Raw genomic sequence first — 18,168 nt, forward strand, 5'->3', positions numbered from 1 at the left:
AAATTTAACCCGAACGTTCGCCAGCCGTCGAGATCTGCCTCCGGCCGCCTCGGCCTGCCCGCTTGCCCCCGGCGGGACCGCGCCGGAGCCGCCTGTTTGCTGCTGAAGCAGCACCTCCCGCGCATCACCTGCTGCGGGAGCAACAACCCGCCGTCCAAGATAGCGGATTTACGTCTGTAGGATGGACCCCGGGTTGGTACGTCGCGTGCTCATCACCTCCCGCACGCTCGACGAGGGCGCCCCGCAGCCTTGGCTCGATGAGCTCAGCGCAGCGCCGCGGTGTGCACCAGGTTGCGGGATTCACAGGCTTTTATGCAGGATGGGCTCGACTTTCGACATGCACCTGGGCCGCTCGGCCCAGCCCCTTACAGCCCCCCACCCCTCGTCGCGCCCCACCTCGTCGTGCCCCGTGCCGCGGAGCCCCGTGTCGTCGAGCTCGCGTGGCGGAGCCTCGCGGCGCTGCTCGTCGCGCTCGTCGTCGCCGGCTGCTCGAAGGGCTCCTCGCCGGCGGCCGGCGACGGCGCCGAGGGCTACGAGAAGCTCGAGCTCCGCTACGAGGGGGGCGTCGGCGTCTCGTTCCCCGAGCTCGCCGAGGACCTCGGCTTCCTCGCGCCGCTCAAGTTGAACTTCGTCGGCAGCTCCATCAGCGGACCACACAACATCCAGTCGGTCGTGACGGGTGACACCGACTTCGGCGGCGCCTTCAACGGCGCCGTCATCAAGCTGTTCGCGGCCAGGGCGCCGATCCAGGCGGTGATCGGCTACTACGGCGTCGACCGGGAGACCTGGAGCGGCTTCTACGTCCTCGACGACAGCCCGATCAAGAGCCCGCGTGATCTCATCGGCAAGAAGATCTCGGTGAACACGCTGGGTGCGCACTCGGAGTTCATCCTGAAGGAGTACCTGCTCCGGAACGGCCTGAGCCGCGAGGAGGTGAGCCAGGTGACCCTGGTGGTCATCCCGCCGATCAACAGCGAGCTCGCGCTCCGGCAGAAGCAGGTCGACGTCGCCACGCTCGGCGGCATCCTGCGCGACAAGGCGATCGAGCGGGGCGGGGTCCACCCGCTGTTCACCGATTACGACCTGTTCGGCGCGTTCACCGCGGGCAGCTACGTGCTCACGAAGGAGTTCATCCGCGACAACCCGAGGAGCGCGCGGAAATTCGTGGAGGCCGTGGCCAAGGCCATCGACTGGGCCCAGCGCACGCCGAGGCAGGAGGTCATCGCGCGGTTCGAGAAGATCGTCGCGCAGCGGGGCCGGAACGAGGACACGTCCATCCTCAAGTACTGGCGGAGCACCGGGGTGGCCGGCAGAGGGGGCCTCATCTCGGACAGCGAGTTCCAGGTGTGGATCGACTGGCTGGTGAGGGACGGCGAGCTCAAGCCGGGGCAGGTCCAGCTGGGCGAGCTGTACACGAACGAGTTCAACCCGTTCTGGAAGGCCGATCCGAAGGCGGATCGCGCCGTCCTCCAGCGCGGGCAGCAGGAGTAGCCATGATCAACAAGATCCAGTTCCAGAGCGTGAGCAAGACGTTCGCCGTCAAGGGCGCGGCGGGGAGCAAGGCCGCGGCGCGGTTCACGGCCATCGAGGACCTCTGCCTCGACGTGCGGGCCGGCGAGCTGATGGTGATCGTCGGGCCGAGCGGCTGCGGCAAATCCACGCTCATCGACCTGCTCGGCGGCCTCTCCGAGCCGACGACCGGCCGGCTCCTGCTCGACGGCAAGCCGATCAAGGGCCCGGCGCTCGACCGGGGGATCGTGTTCCAGCAGTATGCGCTGTTCCCCTGGCGGACGGCGCTCGGGAACATCGAGTTCGGCCTCGAGGCCAAGGGTGTGCCGGAGGCGCAGCGCCGGGACATCGCCCGGAGGTACCTGGACCTCGTGAGCCTCTCCGGCTTCGAGGACCGTTATCCGCACGAGCTGTCCGGCGGCATGAAGCAGCGCGTGGCCATCGCCCGGAGCCTCGCCTACGACCCGGACGTGCTGATGATGGACGAGCCGTTCGCGGCGCTCGACGCGCAGACGCGGGAGTCGCTGCAGGCGGAGCTGCTCCGGATCTGGGAGAAGTCGCGCAAGACCATCCTCTTCATCACGCACAGCATCGACGAGGCGGTGTTCCTCGGGCAGCGGGTCGCGATCATGACGTCGCGGCCTGGCCGGGTGAAGCGGATCATCGACGTCCCGCCGGAGCTCCGGCAGGTCGAGGACGCGCGGTCGTCGCCGGAGTTCGGCCGGCTGCGCCACGAGATCTGGACGCTCCTGCGCGAGGAGGTGCTCAAGGCGGAGGAGCAGGAGCGGAGCAAGAAGCTCAAGGTGGCGGTGGAGAGCCGCCCGGTCGCGGGCGTGGTGGCGGTCAATGGCTAGTTTGGAACAGTCGATCGAGCTGCACGGGCAAGCGCAGCAACCCGACCTCGTGAGCGACCTGGGGCGGCGGCTCGGCCGCGCCGTGGCGCGGTCCTGGATCCTGCTCCTCGTGGCCGCGATCTGGGAGACTGCGCCGCGGGTAGGGCTCGTGGAGGCCGCGTTCCTGCCGCCGCTGTCCGAGGTGCTGGCGACGGGGTGGCAGCTCCTCCGGAACGGGCAGCTGCTCAGCCATATCAAGGCGAGCCTGTCTCGCTCGCTGCTCGGCTTCAGCCTGGCGATCCTGATCGGCGTGCCGCTCGGGCTCGCGATCGGGTGGTACAAGGCGGTCGCGGACGCGATCAACCCGCTGCTCGAGGTGCTGCGCAACACCGCGGCCCTCGCGCTCCTGCCCGTGTTCCTGCTCCTGCTGGGGATCGGGGAGGCGTCGAAGGTGGCGCTCGTGATCTACTCGTGCACCTGGCCGATCCTGCTCAACACGATCAGCGGGGTGCGCGGGGTGGATCCGCTGCTCATCAAGTCGGCGCGGACGATGGGGCTGTCGCCGCTCCAGCTGTTCCGGAAGGTCATCCTGCCGGCGGCGGTGCCGACGGTGTTCGTGGGCATCCGCCTGGCGGGCGCGTACTCGCTGCTCGTCCTCGTGGCGGCCGAGATGATCGGCGCCAAGGCGGGGCTCGGCTACCTCATCATCTACGCGCAATACAACTTCCAGATCCCGAGCATGTACGTCGGCATCGTGACGATCACCGCGCTCGGGCTGACGTTCAACCAGCTGCTCATGCGGCTGGAGCAGCGCTTCACCTCGTGGAAGGTCGCTCCGAAGGAGTGACCCCCGGGGCGGCGACGTCGCCGCGGCGGCGTCGCGGCGTCGCGGCGTCGCGGCGTCCAACGCTCATCGAACCACAGAGAGAGAGGACCACGTGAATCGCATCGTCCTGGGCCGGACCGGCCTGGAGGTCAGCGTGCTCGGCCTGGGCGCCGGGGGCGACAGCCGCCTCGGCTCCGGGCGCATCGCCGAGGCGGACTCGATCCACCTCGTCCGCGCGGCCATCGAGCGCGGCGTGAACTTCATCGACACCGCGGAGGCGTACGGGACCGAGGGGATCATCGGCAAGGCGCTCCGCGAGGTGCCGCGCGACCGCGTGGTGATCTCGACGAAGAAGACGACGCGCCTCGACGCGCCGCTGCGGGCGGAGGACGTGGTCTCGTCGCTGCACGCGAGCCTCGAGCGGCTCGGCACGGACCACGTCGACATCTATCACCTGCACGGCGTGCTCCCGCACCACTACGCCGACCTGCGCGAGCGGATCGTCCCCGTCCTGCTGCGCCTGCGCGAGCAGGGCAAGCTCCGCTTCCTCGGCATCACGGAGGCGTTCGCCGCCGATCCGTCGCACGCGACGCTCGAGCAGGCGCTCCGCGACGACCTGTGGGACGTCGTGATGGTCGGGTTCAACCTCCTGAACCAGTCGGCGCGGGCGAAGGTATTCCCGCTGACGCGGGCGAAGAACGTGGGCACGTTGATCATGTTCGCGGTCCGGCGCGCGCTGAGCCGGCCCGAGCGCCTGAAGGAGCTGCTCGACGAGCTGGCGGCGCGGGGCAAGGTGCCGAGCGAGCTCGCCGCCCGAGGGCTGGAGGGGCTGCTCGCGGGGGCGGACGTCGCGTCGCTCCCCGACGCGGCGTACCGCTTCTGCAGGGACGAGCCCGGCGCCCACGTGATCCTGTCGGGGACGAGCAGCGTGGCGCACCTGCTCGAGAACGCGCGCTCGATCGAGGCCCCGCCGCTCCGGGAGGAGGTCCGCGCGCGGCTCGTCGAGGCGTTCGCGCACGTGGACGACGTGTCAGGCCACTGAGCGGTCCGCGCCGGCGGGCGCTCGGCTGGCCTCACGCGCTCACGCGCTCACGCGCTCACGCGCTCACGCGCTCACGCGGCCGGGGCGGCGAGCCCGGGCGAGGCGGCGGGCGGCGCGAGGAAACGCGCGATGCGCGCGCCGAGGCGCGCGCGGAAGGCGTCGTCGGTGGGGGGCGAGTGGCGGCACCCCTCGAGCAGCTCGGTCTCGGCGCGGGGCATCAGCGCCTTCGCGCGCGCGATCAGCTGCGCGCCGGGGAACTGGACGTCCTCGTCGGCGCCGAACACGAGCGCCGGGCGCGTGAAGCCGGCGAGGGTCTCGGGCTTGGCGAGCGGCGGGAGCCGGAAGTCGAGCCGGTAGCTCCGCAGGGCGTCGCCGATGTAGGGGATCCACACGTCGTCCTGGGTGGTGAACATGCCGGCGGCGACGCGGGCGAGGCGCTTCTCGGAGGGGAACGCGCGGTAGAGGGCCATCGGGATCCCGACGCGCACCATGCCTTGCCACACCGAGCCCGTCACCAGGCCCCCCGGCACGATGAGGACGAGCCGGTCGATCCGGGCGGGCGCGAACTCGGCCGCGCGCAGGGCCACGAGGCCTCCCCAGCTCACGCCGAGCAGGTGCACGCGCGCGAGCCCGAGCGCGTCGAGGACGTCGGTGAGCCACTCGGCGTAGGCGGGGCCGCCGGGCGGGACGCGGACGTCGGCGCTCTTGACGGACTGGCCGATCACGTCGACCGCGTAGACGCGGAAGCGCTGGACGAGCGCGCCGAGCTCGCCCATGAGGTGCGCGGAGCTCGCGAGCGCGCCGTGCAGGCAGACGAGCGGCGGCGCGTGCTCGGGGCCGGCGACGAGCACGTGCGTCGCGCCGAAGCGGGTCGCGACCTCGCGCGACTGGGTCGGGAACGTGAGCCTGTCGCGGAACCGCTCGTACCAGGACGCGATGCGCGCGCGCGCCTCGGGGCTTTCGAACATGATCGATGACGTCATCGAGACCTCCCGGTGTGCTCTGCGGGGCGGAGGCCGCAGAGGTGCTGTGCGACGAGCCGATCGAGGAGCGCGAGGGGCGCCGGATGGGCGCCCTGGACCCACGCGATCAGCGTGAAGTAGTAGAAGGAGAAGAACGCGACCCCGAAGAGCGCGGCGTCGGCGCCCTCGGCCACCTCCCCGCGCGCGCGCGCGGCGTCGAACAGCGCGGCGACGCGGGCGTGCACCGAGGCGACCTGCCCGGTGAAGCGCTCTTGCCAGGGCGGGTCGGCGAAGAGCGCCTCGCGGAGCAGCGTCTTCGAGAGCGCCGGCCGGCGGGCGTAGTACGCGAAGAACGCGGCCGCGAGCCGGTGGAGCTGCTGCTCGAGCGTCCCCGGCTGCTCGTCGGCGACGGCCTCGGCCGCGGCGGCGGCGAGGTCGTCGAAGAGCGCGGCGTGGAGCAGGTCGCGCTTGTCCTGGAAGTGGAGGAGCACCGTGCCCGCCGCGACGCCCGCGTCCGCGGCGATGGCGCGGACGTTCGCCGCCTCGAACCCGTGGCGCTCGAAGTGGTCGCGCGCGGTCTCGAGGATCCGGGCGCGCGTCGCCTCCTTCTGGGCGTCGCGGCGACCCTGAGCGCGGTCTGGCTTTTCAGTGAACGCGTTCACTGAACATGTTCATTACATGGATGAGGCCGGCGTGCAAGCGGATCGCGGACGCCGCGCGCGGACCCGGCGCGCCGAGGCCACACGCGGCGCTCAGCGCGGAGCGCGCGGGTGGAGGACCGGGATCGGCGCGCCTCGGCGGCTGCTCCGGAATCGGCGCGCCTCGGCAGCCTGCTCCGGGATCAGCTCGCCTCGGCGGCCTGCTCCGGGATCAGCGCGCCTCGGCAGCCTGCTCCGGGATCAGCTCGCCTCGGCAGCCTGCTGCGTCTGCGCGCGCGCGCGGAGGCGCTGCCGCGCCGAGGGCCCGCCGGGGTGGCGCACGGAGGCGACGGCGCGGTCCGTGGCGGCGCGCCAGTACTGCGCGACGTCCTCGCGGTCCGTGAGGAGGACGTCGATCGGGCCGTGGTCGCTCTCGATCTCGACGGCGAAGCGGTCGCCGCGAGGCCTCGCGTGCACGCCGTGGACCTCCCCGGCGGAGATGGCGGCGCCGAGCCTGCCCTCGGGGCGCAGATCGATCGCGCCGGTGCGGCTCACCCAGGGGGCGACCACGAAGCGGCCCGGCGCGAACGACGCGACCGGCGCGGAGCGCGCGGCGTACCGCGACGAGAACCTGGCGACGCCGAGGAATGCGTAGCCCGTGAGCGAGAGCAGCGCCGCGGCGCTGCCGACGCCCAGGGCGACGCCGCCGTCGCCGGCGGACGCGCTGCGCATCACCTGGATCCAGAGGGCGAGCGCGGCGATCAGCAGCGCGCCGCCGATGAGCCCGTTGCGCGTCGCGGACCCGCGCGGGCCGCGGCTCGCGTGGTCCCGCAGGACGAGGAGCTCGCCCTCACTGCGGATCGCGAACCGCGCGAGCGCGCCGGCGGAGAGCGGGGGCGCGGGCTCGGGCGCGGCCTCGGGGAGGGGTCGCGGCGCGATGGCGTCCGGCGGCTCGGTCCCGCGCGCGGTCTCCAGCGGGACGCGCAGCGCGGCCGCGAGCGGCGCGGCCACCGCCTCGACGAGCGCGCCGGCGCGGGCGGCGTCGAGATCCTGCGCCTCGGCGACGAGCAGGCGCTGCGCGGCCCCGGCGCGCGCGCTGGAGGACGGAGGCGCGGCGAGCGCGAGCCAGGCGGCGGCGTAGGTCCGCTCGCGGGCGCACGTGGCCGCGCCGCAGCACGGGCGTTGCGCCGCGGTCACCTCGACGCGCACGGCCTCGCGCGCCCCGGCCGCGCCCTCCCCTGCCCCGCCCGCCGTGAACCGCGCCACGTCGCCGGCGAGCCTCAGCGGGGCGAGCCGGACGGCGCTCGCGCCGGGCTCGATCCGGAGCCAGACGGGGTCGCGCGGCGCCGGGGCGAAGGCCGTGTGCTGGTCGCGGCCCGGCGCGCCGAGCTCCGGCGCGACGCGGAGGAGCAGCGGCGCGGCGCCCGGCGCCGAGAGGGCGCGCGCCGCGCCGGCCGGATCGCCGAGCGGGTCGAGGGCGGGGGCGTCGCTGTCGGCCTCAAGACAGCGGAGGGCGCGCGCGACCTCCGCGTCGAACGCTGCAGGGCTCGGCTCGGGCATGGCGGCACGTTTGCCCCGGCTGCGCTGGGTTGTAAAGCGGGCCCTCCCGCGTGGATCCCGCCGCCGCGGTGCCGTGGCGCCGGCGCCGGCGCCACGGCAGCGCGGCGACCGCGGGGACGAGCAGCGCGCCGCCGGCGCCCCGCCGCGAGCCGGCGGCCGCGCAGGCGCAGCCCGCGTCGTCCTCGGCATCCCCGCCGCCGGCGCCGCTCGCCGGCGCCTCGTCGGCCCCGGTCCCGGCGCCGCCCGCGCCCGCCGTCGCGCTCGCGATCGGCGCCCCGGAGGCGGGGTAGAGCGCGCAGACGCCCTCGAGGTCGTCGTCCTCGAGGGAGCGCGGCGACACGCCGCCCGGGTAGAACACCAGCATCGTCGCGCCGAGCACGTTCGTGTGGCCGAGGCCGAGGAAGTGCCCCTGCTCGTGGGTGGCGAGCGACTGCACGTCGACGCAGCCGCCGTCGCCGCCGTCGTTCCAGCAGAAGCCCACGTTGTTGAAGACCGTGTCGGCGTCGTCGATGACGTCGTCGGGGTCCCACACCGGCATCGTGATGGCGAGGACCGCGTCGGCGTCGCCGAGCGCGGCCGGCCAGCTGTCGCTGATCCAGTGGAACACGTTCTTGCCGTCGTCGAAGTCGTAGGTGTCGTCCGTGTCGCCGAGGAGCTGGGTCGCCCACGCCGTGCACGGGGGGCTCGACCAGGCCGCGAACCCGGCCTCGATGCTGGCGACGGCGAAGCCGGAGACCTCCGCCGGGATCGTCTTCTCGTTGACGTGGTAGCGGACGGGCAGCTCGCCCCAGCGGGGGACGACCTCGAGGTCGAGCGGCGACCACGCGGCGGCCTCGCGGGATCCGGCGAGAAGCGCCAGGGCGGCGAGCAGCGCGGCGCGCGCGGAGGGGCGCCCCGCGGCGGCGGCCGCCGGCGACGCGCGCCGCGCGAGCGCGGCGGCTCGCGCGAGGACGGCGGCTCGCGCGAGGACGGCGGTCGCGCCCTTCGTCACCTCATCGGCCCTCCGGCACCACCTCGAGCTCCTCGGGCGCGGCGCCGTCGAGGGGAAGCGTCACCTCCACCCCCTCGTGGACGGGCAGGGTCGCCGCGACGGGCCAGGCGCGCGGCGCTCGGCCCTCGCCCGCCGCCACCTCGCGCACGGCGACGCCGCGCAGCGGGGCCACGCCGCCGTTGAACAGGCACGCGCGCAGCCGCCCTGCCTCCGCCGCGACCGAGCACGGGATCACGTCGGCCGTCGCGCGCCGGATCCGCTCGAGCGTCGCCTCTTCCGCGGCGGCGGCGGGCATGAGCGACAGGACCGCCTCGCGGGCGCGCGGGTCGCGGAGCCAGGCGAGCATCATGGCCGCGTGGATGCGCACCACGCGGTAACGCGCGCGCGTGAGCTGGAAGAAGGCGTCGGGCGATGCCACCCCGGTCTCGCCGTTGAGCAGGCCCGTCACGCCCGGCTCGATCTTCACCTCGGTGCCGGGCGCCTCGACGTGCCACTTCACCGCGCGCCCGGGCCCGAGCGCGCCCTCCCAGAAGAGCCCGCGCTCGGTGATCCCGGCGCGCTCGCCGCGGGCGTCGCGCCGCGCGAACGTGAGCAGCACGCGGAAGTCGCTCAGGGGAGCGCCGCTGTTGTTGACCACCGCGAGATCGAAGTCGTAGCGGCCGCGCGCCGGCCGCCGCGCGCCTCCGCCTGCGCCCGCGTCGGCCGCCTCCGCGCCGCGCGCATCCTCCGCGCCGCGCGCCGCCTCCGCGCCGCGCGCCGCCTCCGCGCCGCGCGCCGCCTCCGCGTCGCGCGCCTCCTCGCCGTCGTCATCTTCAGCGCTCTCCTGCCGCAGGATCGGCGCGATCACCCCGGCGCCGTCGTCGGGCCCGGTCGCCCCGAGCACGCTCAGGATCGGCACCCCCTCCTTCCAGAGCGGCGAATCCGCGCGGTCGCAGAGGCAGTGCGGGAACGCCGGCTCGGCGCGCTCCTTCAGCTCGCTGGCCAGGAGCGCGGCGGACGCGCTGCGGGCCGCCGGCTGGACGCCGCGCGCCGCCTGCGGCCGGCCCTGCGGCGCGTCCCGGGGCGCCGCAAACCGCTGCACGAACGCCATCGTGGCCACGATGCCGACCACCGCGAGCGCCGCGGGCACGAGCACGCGGGCCCGGAGCGGGAGGGCGGCGAGCCCCTCCTCGGCGCCGCGGGGCACGGCGGCGGGCGGCGGGGCGAGCGGCGTCGGCCGGGGCGCGAAGGCGACCGCCGCCGGCGCGCCGGACCCGGTCCGGGCGCTGGACCCCGCCGGCGCGCCGGACCCCGCCGGCGCGCCGGCCGCCGCGAGCCGCCTCGCCTCGGCGGTGAGCCGCTCCGCCTCGGCGGCGAGCCGCTCCGCCCCGGCGGCGAGCCGCTCCGCCCCGGAGGCGAGCTGCTCCGACGACGCGAAGCCCATGCGGCGCGACAGCTCCGCCACGAAGGCGTCGCGCAGGCGGTCCGAGGGCGGGCCGCCCCAGGTCGCGAGCCGCGCGGCGAAGCGCAGCGCGAGCCAGGTCGCGAGCGCGAGGAGGAGCGCGAGCGACGCGGTCCCGAGCGGGCCGCTCGCGAGGTCGTCCGGGGACAACGCGGCCGCGAGCACGCCGACCGGCGCCGGCGCGATCCAGCTCGCCAGGCGGGCGCGGAGGCGCGCGCGGTACGCGCTCTCCATGGCCTCCATCGCCGCCGGCGAGGTCACGCCGGGGAGCTCGGGGAGGTCGCCCTCGAAGCGCGCGAGCACGAAGCAGTTGTGGGGCGAGCACGCGGACGGATCGAGCGCGACGCACAGCGCCTTGCCGCGCCGGAACAGGCCCCGGATCCCGGTGTACGGCACCCCGAAGCGGACCGGCGCCGCCACGGCGCCCAGGGCGAACCCCTCGGCGTAGCCGGCGACGCGGACGAGCTCGACCTCGAGTTCCGCCTCGCCGCAGGTGAGGCGCACCGCGCCGACGGCATTGGCGCCGCCCTCGGCGATCGCCAGGGCAGCGACGGAGAACGCGCGAGCCACGGTGGCCGCACCCTAACCGCGCGGGCCGGAGCGCTGCAACGGAAACCCGGGCCGGCCGGGGCGGAGGGTGACCGTTGATCGCCCCGCGCCGGGTGCGTAAGAGGTGGCGCCATGAATCTTTCGCGAATCGCCCTCGCCCTGTCCTGCGCTGTCGTCCTCGGCCCGGTCGCGGGTTGCGAGGAGAAGGTCCCCGAGCCGGAGCTCGCCATGCCGGTCGTGAAGCCCCCCGAGCCCGAGCCGGCCGACCTCATCAAGGAAGACGTCGTCGTGGGCACCGGCCCCGAGGCGAAGGACGGGGACAGGGTCCGCGTCCACTACACGGGGCGCCTGCTGAAGACCAACGCCGAGTTCGACTCGTCGGTCGGCCGCGAGCCGTTCGAGTTCACGATCGGCGGGGCAGAGGTCATCAAGGGCTGGGACCAGGGCGTGGTCGGGATGAAGGTGGGCGGCAAGCGCAAGCTCACCATCCCCTCCAGCCTCGGTTACGGCGAGGCGGGCAGCCCGCCGAAGATCCCGGGCAAGGCGACGCTGGTCTTCGACATCGAGCTGCTCAGCGTCGGCGGCAAGGAGAGCGCGGCCGAGGGCGCGGACGCGGCCGGCGACAAGGGCGGGAAGACGGCGCCCGCAGCCGACAAGCAGGCCAAGCCCGCAGCGAAGGCGGACGCGGCCAAGGGCGACAAGGGCGGCGCGGCGCCGGCCGAGAAGAAAGAGGCGCCGAAAGAAGCGAAGTGAGCGCGGCGGCCACCCCGCTCGACGGGGCGGGCCGATGCGCGCCGGCCCCGCGGAGCGCGCGTGATGCCGGCGCGGCGCGGCGCGGCGTGATGCCGGCGCGGCGCGGCGCGCGTGATGCCGGCGCGGCGCGCGTTACGCCCAGCGGAGCTGCCGCAGGTCGTCCCAGACGTCGCGCGCGGCGTGGTAGCGGTAGGCGTCGCGGCGGCGCAGCATCTTGGCGATGACCTGGCTGAGCGGCGTGCCGAGCGCCTCGGCCTTCTGCCGCGGCGTGCCCTCGGCGATCTGCCGCGTGATCTCCTCGTACGGGGCGTTCACGTCGATCGCCGGCTGGCCGGTGTGCATCTGGTACATGAGCAGCCCGAGCTGGTAGAGGTCGCTCTGCGTCGTCGTGTAGCCCGCCGTGACGAGCTCCGGCACGAGGATCTTCGGGTTCGCGACCTGCGGGCGGAACCAGCGGGTGGTGCCGTCGAGCTGGTGGGCCACCCCGAAGTCGGTGAGCTTGACGAGCGGCCGGTGGTCGAGCTGGGAGATGAGCACGTTGCCCGCATGCAGATCCGAGTGCACGACGCCGTTGTCGTGCAGGTACTGCAGCGTCATCAGGAGCTGGCGCGCGAGCTCGACGAGCAACGGCGGCTGGAACGGGGTGCCGAGCAGCGCCCGGAGGCTCGTGTCGCAGCGCTCGAGCGCCAGGTAGAAGAGGTAGTTCACCTCGAAGGCGTCGTGGATGTAGACGATGTTCGGGTGGCGGAAGCTCTCCAGGCGGAGCATCTCGCGCGACCACTCCTCCTTGACGACCTGGTACGGCTTGTTCGCCGGCCGCAGCATCTTGAGGGCGTACGGCTGATCGAACGGCCCGATGCACTCGTAGACCGAGCCGTACTGGCCGTCGCCGATGAGCGCGCCGATCACGTACGTCCCCCGGGTGGAGGTCAACGCCGAGCCCGGGACCGGAAAGGGGATCAGGAAGCTACCGGTGGAGGACCAGCTCACGGCAGCGCCATCGTACCCGAAAACGACAGCGCCGGTTCACCCCGCACCGCGCTCCGGAAGAACCAGGCGCCGGCTCCCCCGCGCCGGGCTCCGGAAGAATCAGGCGCCGGCTCCCCCCCGTTGCGCCTGGGTCGGCTCCCGGGCCGCCCCGGGCGCGACGCGCTCCGGGGCGCGGCGGCAGGCTCCTCAGGAAGCGGCGAGCTTCCGCAGAGCTCAGGAAGCGGCGAGCTTCCGCAGGAGATCCACGGCCTCGGTCTGGTCGATGTCGAGCGCCGCGGCGACCTCGAGCAAGAGGTCGCGCTCGCTGGTCCTGACGACCCCGTCGGCGACCACGACCTGCACGGCGAGGGAGAAGGCCACCTTCCGGGCCGGCGGGCTGGCGAGCCGCTCCTTGAGCGACGCGAGCAAGGCGGGGCGGCCCTCCTTCTGGAGCCGCTCGATGACCCCATGGATGAGCTCGTCCATCGTGCTCTGGGGGATGCGGCGGTCCGTGAGCGACTCGACGCTGCGGACGAAGTGCAGCTTCTCTTCCTGGCTGAACTCGCCGTCGGCGAACGCCGCGAGGAACATCAGCTCGATGAGCGCCTCGAGGTTGGGCTCATCAAGCTTCTTCAGCGGAGGAGGGCTCATCAAGGGCATTCGCAGCGTGTACACCGGGGAACGGCGCGGGACCAGCCCCGGAGAGCGCCCGATTTTCCCGGTTCGCCTGCCCGCGCGGTTTGCCTGGCCGCGCGGCTCGCATGCCCACGCGGCTCGCCTGGCCACACGTCCGAGGCAGGCGCGTCCGTGGCGGCGTTTGGGCGAGCGCTGCGTGTATGTCATGAGTTCGAGCATGCACGTGCGCGAACTCGCCCAGGCGCTCCTCGGCGCGCTGTTCCTCTGCGGCTGCGGCGCGGCCGCCTCGACCCAGGCGCGCCACGCCGCGCCGCCCTCTTCATCCGCCTCCGCGAGGGCGCCGGCCGCCGCGGCGACGGCGGAGGCGGCGCCGCTGCCGTTTCGGCTGCCCTGCGAGGAGGACGACCTCGCCGGCTGCACGACCGGCTGCGAAGAGCACCAGGTCGAGGACTGCGTGACCCTCGGGGCGATGTACCTCCGCGGCGAGCGCGTCTCGGTCGACGTGGAGCGGGCGATGGGGCTGTTCAAGGAGGCGTGCGGCGAGGGGAGCGCGCGCGGGTGCCTGCGGCTGGGGGACGTGTACCACGACCGGATCGCGGACGGAGACGGGGCCGGCGAGGCGGCGCTCTACTGGCACGTGCGCGCCTGCCACGCGGGCGCGAACCTCGGCTGCCTCGCGGCCGGCAGGGCGTACCTCCGCGGCGAGGGCGCGAGCGCCGACCCGGAGCGCGCGGCCCTTTTGTTCCGCCACGTCTGCGACCGCGGCAACGCCCCCGCCTGCGTCGAGCTCGGGCACCTCCACGAGCAGGGCGCTGGCGTGCCGCTCGACGCGCCGAAGGCCGTCGAGCTGTTCACGAAGGCGTGCAAGCTCGGCTTCGACGAGGGCTGCCTGCTCGCGAGCCGATCCGGCGACGTGCTCCCGCCGCGCGACTGAGGCGGCGCGCCCCGCCGCGATCAGTCGGCGCGGCGGCGCTGCGCGATGTCCAGCGCGGCCGTGATCATCGCGGTGAGCTGCGTGTCCGAGACGCTCTCGGACGGGAGCACGACGAGCTCGGCGCCGATGCGCCGCGACAGCTCGACGAACCCCTCCGGATCGAACGCCCGCACGTCCTGCGTCATCACGATGGCCAGCGGGTTGAGCCAGGCCGCGCTCCCTCGCAGCGACACGAGATCGCAGGCGAGCAGGTCGGCGCCCTCGACGAACACCAGCCGCCGGCAACGCTCGGCGAGCTGCTCGCTCGCGCTCACGAGCAGCACGACCGAGGCCGATGCCGTCCGCTTGCTGCGCCCCGCGGGGCGCGTCGGTTGTTCTCGTGTGCTCATCGGCAGGCCCGGTCAGCGAGCGAGGAGCGGGAGGCCATAAGGGATCGGCGCGGCGGCGCCCTGGCCGGGCGCCCGGGCCCGCGCGCGCGCCTCGTCGTCCAGGGCGAGGTCCATGAGGAAGGAGCCGAACGGCAGGCGGAAATCCCGGTCGTTCGGCCTGGTCGCGTAGAACGCGAGCAGCGAGAGCACGGTCCCGATCTGCGCCGCGGCCGGATCGTCCTCGACCGCGGAGAAGCGGTCAGCGAGCGCGCAGAGCTGCCGGAAGAGCGGGCCGCCCGGGAGCGGGCCGGGGCTGCACATGGCGAGGGTGCCGCTGCCGCGGTATCCGAGCTTCCGGCGCTTCCTGGCGGTGGTTCGGGAGGAGGGTACCATCGTCATGATTGCTGCCCATATCGCCTGTGAGGGTTGAACCCACCCGCGCAGGGGCCAGCCTGACGCGGGGCGTTCTTCGATCACTAAAGAGCAGCCGGAAGAGAGTCAATCGAAGAGGATGTGGACGGCCGGAAGAGGGCGTCGGCGCCTCGTCCTCGCCGCGTCCTCGCCTCGTCCTCGCCTCGTCCTCGCCGCGTCCTCGCCTCGTCCTCGCCTCGTCCTCGCCGCGTCCTCGCCTCGCCCTGGCCGCGTCCTCGCCTCGCCCTGGCCTCGCCCTGCTTTCGCCTGGATCCCGCGGCGCTCGCGGAATGGCCCCCCGTCCGAGCGGCGCGTGGGTATACGTCACCGCATGAAGGCAGTCGTGCTCGCCGGCGGCAAAGGCTCCCGGCTCCGCCCCTACACCGCGCTGATCCCGAAGCCGCTGATGCCGATCGGAGATCACACGATCGTCGAGATCCTCCTCCGGCAGCTGGCGCGCGCCGGGATCAGCGACGTGGTGATGTGCATCGGCCACCAGGCCGCCCTCATCGAGGCCGTCGTGGGCGACGGGGGCCGGTACGGGCTGCGGATCTCCTACCACCGCGAGGAGACGCCGCTCGGGACCGTGGGCCCGCTCCGGGTCATCGAGCGCGACCTGCCGGAGCGCTTCCTCGTGATGAACGGCGACATCCTGTGCGACCTCGATTTCACGGCGCTCCACCGCGCGGGCGAGGCGTCCGGCGCGCCGCTCACGGTCGCCGTCTGCGAGCGGGCGTCGAAGATCGATCTCGGCGTGCTCGACCTCGACCCCGGCGGGCGCGTCGTCGGCTTCCGCGAGAAGCCCACGTACACGTTCTGGGTCAGCATGGGGATCTACGCCATGAGCCGCGGCGTGCTGCCGTTCATCCCGGAGGGCCGGCCCTTCGGGTTCGACAACCTCATGCACGCGCTGCTCGACGCCGGCGAGGAGGTGGCCACCCTCCCCTTCCGGGGCCACTGGCTCGACATCGGCCGGAGCGACGATTTCGCCGAGGCGCAGGAGGAGTTCGAGAAGAACCGGCAGCGGTACCTACCGGAGTGAGCCGGCGAGCGCCTCGCACACCGCGTCGACGTCGGCCTCCGAGAGGCGCGGGTGGAGCGGGAGCGTGAGCTCGCGGTCGGCGATCGCGTCGGTCCGCGAGAGCCCCTCCTTGCGCACCCGCCCGGACGCGCCGTGGTGCGAGAAGCGGTGGATCGGCGGGTAGTGCACGCTCGTCTGGATCCCGCGCGCCTTCATGGCCGTCATCACGGCCTCCCGCGAGGCCCCCTCGGGCAGGAGCACCGGCATGAGGTGGTGCGCGCTCTCGCCCAGCCCGCGCGCGTAGAAATCGCGGTACGGGAGCGCGACGCCGCGCAGGCCGGCCAGGCGCTCGTGGTAACGCGCCGCGAGCGCCCGCCTCCGCGCGTTGCCCTCGGCGAGCCGGCCGAGCTGCACGAGCCCGATGGCGCTCCGGATCTCGTCGATGCGGTAGTTCATGCCGGCGTCCAGGACGTCGTACGTGAACGCGTGGCCCTTGTGCCGGTCGAGGGTGAGCGTCGTCATCCCGTGCGCGCGGAGCAGCCGCATGCGCGCGTGGAGCGCGTCGTCCCTCGCGATCACGGCGCCCCCCTCGCCGACCGCGAGGTTCTTGTTCGAGAAGAAGCTCATGCAGCCGACGTCCCCGAGCGTGCCGAGCGCCCTGCCCCGGTAGGTCGCGAGCGGCGCGTGCGCCGCGTCCTCGACCACCGCGACCCCGCGCTCGGCCGCGATCGCGGCGATCGCGTCCATGTCGCAGGGGTAGCCGGCGTAGTGGACGACCGCGATCGCCCGCGTCCTCGGGGTGATCTTGCGGGCGACGTCGGCGGGATCGAGGCCGAGGTCGCCCTCGCCGACCACGTCGGCGAGCACGACCGTCGCGCCGCAGAGGAGCGCGGCGTTGGCGGTCGCCACGAACGTGAGGCTCGGGCAGATCACCTCATCGCCCGGACCCACGCCGAGCGCGACGTACGCGAGGTGGAGCGCCGCGGTGCCGTTGGTCACGGCCAGCACCCGCGGGGTGCCGAGCGCCTCGCCGAGCTTCTGCTCGAAGAGCGCCGTGCGCTCCCCCATGGTCAGCCAGCCCGAGGCGACGACCTGGCGCGCGGCCTCCGCTTCTTCAGGCCCGAACGAGAGATCGCTGAGAGGTATCTTCCACATGGCGTTCCATCCAGCCGGAGGGCGGGGCGCGGGGCGGAGGCCGCCGCCCCGCGCGGCGCCGCGCGTCAGATCGCGTACTCGCGCGGGCGGTAGTCGGCAAGGTGGCGCTCGACATAGGCGTACGTGCGCGCGAGGCCCTCCTCGAGCGTCACCCGGGGCGCGTAACCGACGAGCTCCGCGGCGCGGCGGAAGTCGGCGAGCAGCACCATCACCTCGCTCGCGTCGGGGCGCACCCGCGCCTCGTCCGTCACGAGCTCCGCGCGCTTGCCGGTCACCTCGAAGATGAGCCTGACCAGATCGCCGATCGAGATCGCGCGGCCGCTCCCCACGTTGAGCGTCTGCCCGACGGCCCGCGGGCTCGCGCCGACGAGGAGGAACCCCGCGACGGTGTCGGTCACGAAGTTGAGATCCCGCACCGGCGCGGTGCTCCCGATGCGCAGCGCGGCGCTCCCGGCGGCGAGCTGCTGCATGACGCTCGGGATGATGGCGCGCGAGGACTGCCGCGGGCCGTAGGTGTTGAACGGGCGGATGGTCGCGACCTCGAGGCCGAAGGAGAGGTGGTAGCTCTCGGCGAGCTTGTCGGCGCCGATCTTCGTGGCCGAGTACGGGGACTGGCCCGTCAGCGGGTGCGCCTCGTCGATGGGCGTGTAGCGCGCCGTGCCGTACGTCTCGCTGGTCGAGGTGTGCACCACGCGCGCGCCGTGCTCGCGCGCCGCCTCGAGCACGTTCAGGGTGCCCTGCACGTTCGTCGCCACGTACTGCTGCGGGGCCACGTACGAGTACGGGATCCCGATCAGCGCCGCGAGGTGGAACACGACGTCGGCGCCGCGCACGAGCGCGCGGACCGCGCCCGCGTCCTCGACGTTGCCGGGGACGACCTCCACCCCGGCGAGCGCGTCCTCGGGGAGCCGGTCGAGGTGCCCGCGCCGGGAGCCCGAGGTGTACCGGACGAGCGCCCGCACGCGCGCGCCCTCCCGGACCAGCGCCTCGACGAGATGGCTGCCGATGAACCCGCCGGCGCCGGTCACCACGGCGCGCTTGCCCCGATAGAAACCCTCGATCACGGCCGCGTCCGTGGCCCCTGCGGGCCCGGGCGTCAAGCGTGTACCGGGGCGCGGGGCCGGATCACTGGATCTGGATCTGATCGGTGGGCGTGTTCCCGGCCCCCTCGCCCGTGCCGAGCTCGCGGTGCACGCAGAGCCCCTGCTTGCAGTACGACTGCGGCGGGCTCTTGCAGTCGACCTTCGGCTCGTCGCACTTGCCGGTCTTGTAGCTCTCCGCCATGGGCTTGATCTTGTCGAAGGTCGCCTGGCTGACGGGCTTCGCGCAGCCCGGCCACTCGCTCTGGCGACAGTCGGCGTCCGTGTTGCAGTGCTGCGCCTTGTTCACCAGCTCGAAGGCGTCGCCGCGGAGCTTGTCGCACTCCTTGGCCTCCATCTTGCTCTCGCATCCGGCGACGGCGCCGGCGAGGAGCGCGAGCAGGGCGAGGGCTCCGGCGAGGCGGAGCGAGGTTCGAGAACGCAGGGCGGGCAGGTCTGGCCGCCCCCTTCGAGGAGCACACGCGATCATC

Annotated in this window: 19 protein-coding genes; 7 read left to right on the forward strand and 12 right to left on the reverse strand. The window is 73.8% G+C overall.

Translation table 11 applies throughout. From position 1 onward, the window contains the following. Positions 1–402 precede the first annotated feature (402 nt). The 4 genes from WMF43_RS27695 (at position 403) to WMF43_RS27710 (ending at position 4,210) form a co-directional block, all read left to right on the forward strand. On the forward strand, positions 403–1,491 hold the full coding sequence (locus WMF43_RS27695; protein WP_437669019.1) for an ABC transporter substrate-binding protein: 1,089 nt from the start codon (positions 403–405) through the stop codon (positions 1,489–1,491). Between the two features lie 2 nt (positions 1,492–1,493). Continuing rightward, positions 1,494–2,363 carry an ABC transporter ATP-binding protein gene (locus WMF43_RS27700; RefSeq protein WP_437669021.1) on the forward strand — a complete coding sequence of 290 codons (870 nt, stop codon included), beginning with the start codon at positions 1,494–1,496 and terminating at the stop codon, positions 2,361–2,363. After that, positions 2,356–3,189, forward strand: a complete 834-nt coding sequence (locus WMF43_RS27705) for an ABC transporter permease (RefSeq protein ID WP_437669023.1) — start codon at positions 2,356–2,358, stop codon at positions 3,187–3,189. The genes WMF43_RS27700 and WMF43_RS27705 overlap by 8 nt, the downstream gene beginning before the upstream one ends. Positions 3,190–3,280: 91 nt before the next feature. Beyond that, positions 3,281–4,210, forward strand: coding sequence for an aldo/keto reductase (locus WMF43_RS27710; RefSeq protein WP_437669025.1), 930 nt, complete (start codon positions 3,281–3,283; stop codon positions 4,208–4,210). Positions 4,211–4,281: 71 nt separating this feature from the next. On the opposite strand, the gene WMF43_RS27715 is transcribed toward WMF43_RS27710, so the two are convergent. The 5 genes from WMF43_RS27715 to WMF43_RS27735 all read right to left on the reverse strand — a co-directional run bounded on the left by WMF43_RS27715 (position 4,282) and on the right by WMF43_RS27735 (position 10,372). Next, a complete protein-coding gene (locus tag WMF43_RS27715; protein WP_437669027.1) occupies positions 4,282–5,193 on the reverse strand; it encodes an alpha/beta fold hydrolase in 912 nt (303 codons plus the stop codon). Beyond that, entirely contained in the window at positions 5,190–5,834 is a 645-nt protein-coding gene (locus tag WMF43_RS27720; protein ID WP_437669029.1) for a TetR/AcrR family transcriptional regulator, read from the reverse strand. Before WMF43_RS27720 ends, WMF43_RS27715 begins: the two co-directional genes overlap by 4 nt. Positions 5,835–6,071: 237 nt before the next feature. Continuing rightward, on the reverse strand, positions 6,072–7,370 hold the full coding sequence (locus WMF43_RS27725) for a hypothetical protein (protein WP_437669031.1): 1,299 nt from the start codon (positions 7,368–7,370) through the stop codon (positions 6,072–6,074). Further along, complete coding sequence (locus WMF43_RS27730) at positions 7,309–8,361, reverse strand: matrixin family metalloprotease (protein ID WP_437669032.1); 1,053 nt, start codon at positions 8,359–8,361, stop codon at positions 7,309–7,311. Before WMF43_RS27730 ends, WMF43_RS27725 begins: the two co-directional genes overlap by 62 nt. 1 nt (position 8,362) lies before the next feature. Further along, entirely contained in the window at positions 8,363–10,372 is a 2,010-nt protein-coding gene (locus WMF43_RS27735; protein ID WP_437669034.1) for a hypothetical protein, read from the reverse strand. A gap of 111 nt (positions 10,373–10,483) precedes the next feature. On the opposite strand from WMF43_RS27735, the gene WMF43_RS27740 reads away from it, so the two are divergent. Beyond that, positions 10,484–11,104, forward strand: coding sequence for an FKBP-type peptidyl-prolyl cis-trans isomerase (locus WMF43_RS27740; protein WP_437669035.1), 621 nt, complete (start codon positions 10,484–10,486; stop codon positions 11,102–11,104). Between the two features lie 132 nt (positions 11,105–11,236). Here WMF43_RS27740 and WMF43_RS27745 read toward each other — a convergent pair whose 3' ends face one another. Together WMF43_RS27745 and WMF43_RS27750 are read right to left on the reverse strand one after the other, a co-directional pair. Next, complete coding sequence (locus WMF43_RS27745) at positions 11,237–12,094, reverse strand: serine/threonine protein kinase (RefSeq protein WP_437669037.1); 858 nt, start codon at positions 12,092–12,094, stop codon at positions 11,237–11,239. Between the two features lie 213 nt (positions 12,095–12,307). Continuing rightward, positions 12,308–12,724 (reverse strand): hypothetical protein, encoded by a 417-nt coding sequence (locus WMF43_RS27750; RefSeq protein ID WP_437669039.1) that lies wholly within the window; start codon positions 12,722–12,724, stop codon positions 12,308–12,310. A gap of 202 nt (positions 12,725–12,926) precedes the next feature. On the opposite strand from WMF43_RS27750, the gene WMF43_RS27755 reads away from it, so the two are divergent. Beyond that, positions 12,927–13,643 (forward strand): tetratricopeptide repeat protein, encoded by a 717-nt coding sequence (locus tag WMF43_RS27755; RefSeq protein ID WP_437669041.1) that lies wholly within the window; start codon positions 12,927–12,929, stop codon positions 13,641–13,643. Between the two features lie 20 nt (positions 13,644–13,663). On the opposite strand, the gene WMF43_RS27760 is transcribed toward WMF43_RS27755, so the two are convergent. Next, positions 13,664–14,032 (reverse strand): hypothetical protein, encoded by a 369-nt coding sequence (locus tag WMF43_RS27760; RefSeq protein ID WP_437669042.1) that lies wholly within the window; start codon positions 14,030–14,032, stop codon positions 13,664–13,666. Positions 14,033–14,044: 12 nt separating this feature from the next. Then, entirely contained in the window at positions 14,045–14,410 is a 366-nt protein-coding gene (locus WMF43_RS27765; RefSeq protein ID WP_437669044.1) for a hypothetical protein, read from the reverse strand. A 343-nt stretch (positions 14,411–14,753) separates the two neighbouring features. Between WMF43_RS27765 and WMF43_RS27770 the strand changes: the two genes are divergently transcribed. Further along, positions 14,754–15,464: a nucleotidyltransferase family protein gene (locus WMF43_RS27770; RefSeq protein WP_437669046.1), complete on the forward strand. Its 711-nt coding sequence runs from the start codon at positions 14,754–14,756 to the stop codon at positions 15,462–15,464. Here the strand turns inward: WMF43_RS27770 and WMF43_RS27775 are convergent. From WMF43_RS27775 to WMF43_RS27785, 3 genes are all read right to left on the reverse strand, one after another. Then, positions 15,453–16,598, reverse strand: coding sequence for a DegT/DnrJ/EryC1/StrS family aminotransferase (locus WMF43_RS27775; protein ID WP_437669047.1), 1,146 nt, complete (start codon positions 16,596–16,598; stop codon positions 15,453–15,455). The two genes, WMF43_RS27770 and WMF43_RS27775, sit on opposite strands and share 12 nt — an antisense overlap. 65 nt (positions 16,599–16,663) lie before the next feature. Continuing rightward, complete coding sequence (locus WMF43_RS27780) at positions 16,664–17,662, reverse strand: SDR family NAD(P)-dependent oxidoreductase (RefSeq protein ID WP_437669049.1); 999 nt, start codon at positions 17,660–17,662, stop codon at positions 16,664–16,666. A gap of 61 nt (positions 17,663–17,723) precedes the next feature. Beyond that, positions 17,724–18,167: a hypothetical protein gene (locus WMF43_RS27785; protein WP_437669051.1), complete on the reverse strand. Its 444-nt coding sequence runs from the start codon at positions 18,165–18,167 to the stop codon at positions 17,724–17,726. Position 18,168 lies beyond the last annotated feature (1 nt).

Origin of the sequence: Sorangium sp. So ce131 (assembly GCF_051519095.1) — a bacterium.
GTDB lineage: Bacteria > Myxococcota_A > Polyangia > Polyangiales > Polyangiaceae > Sorangium.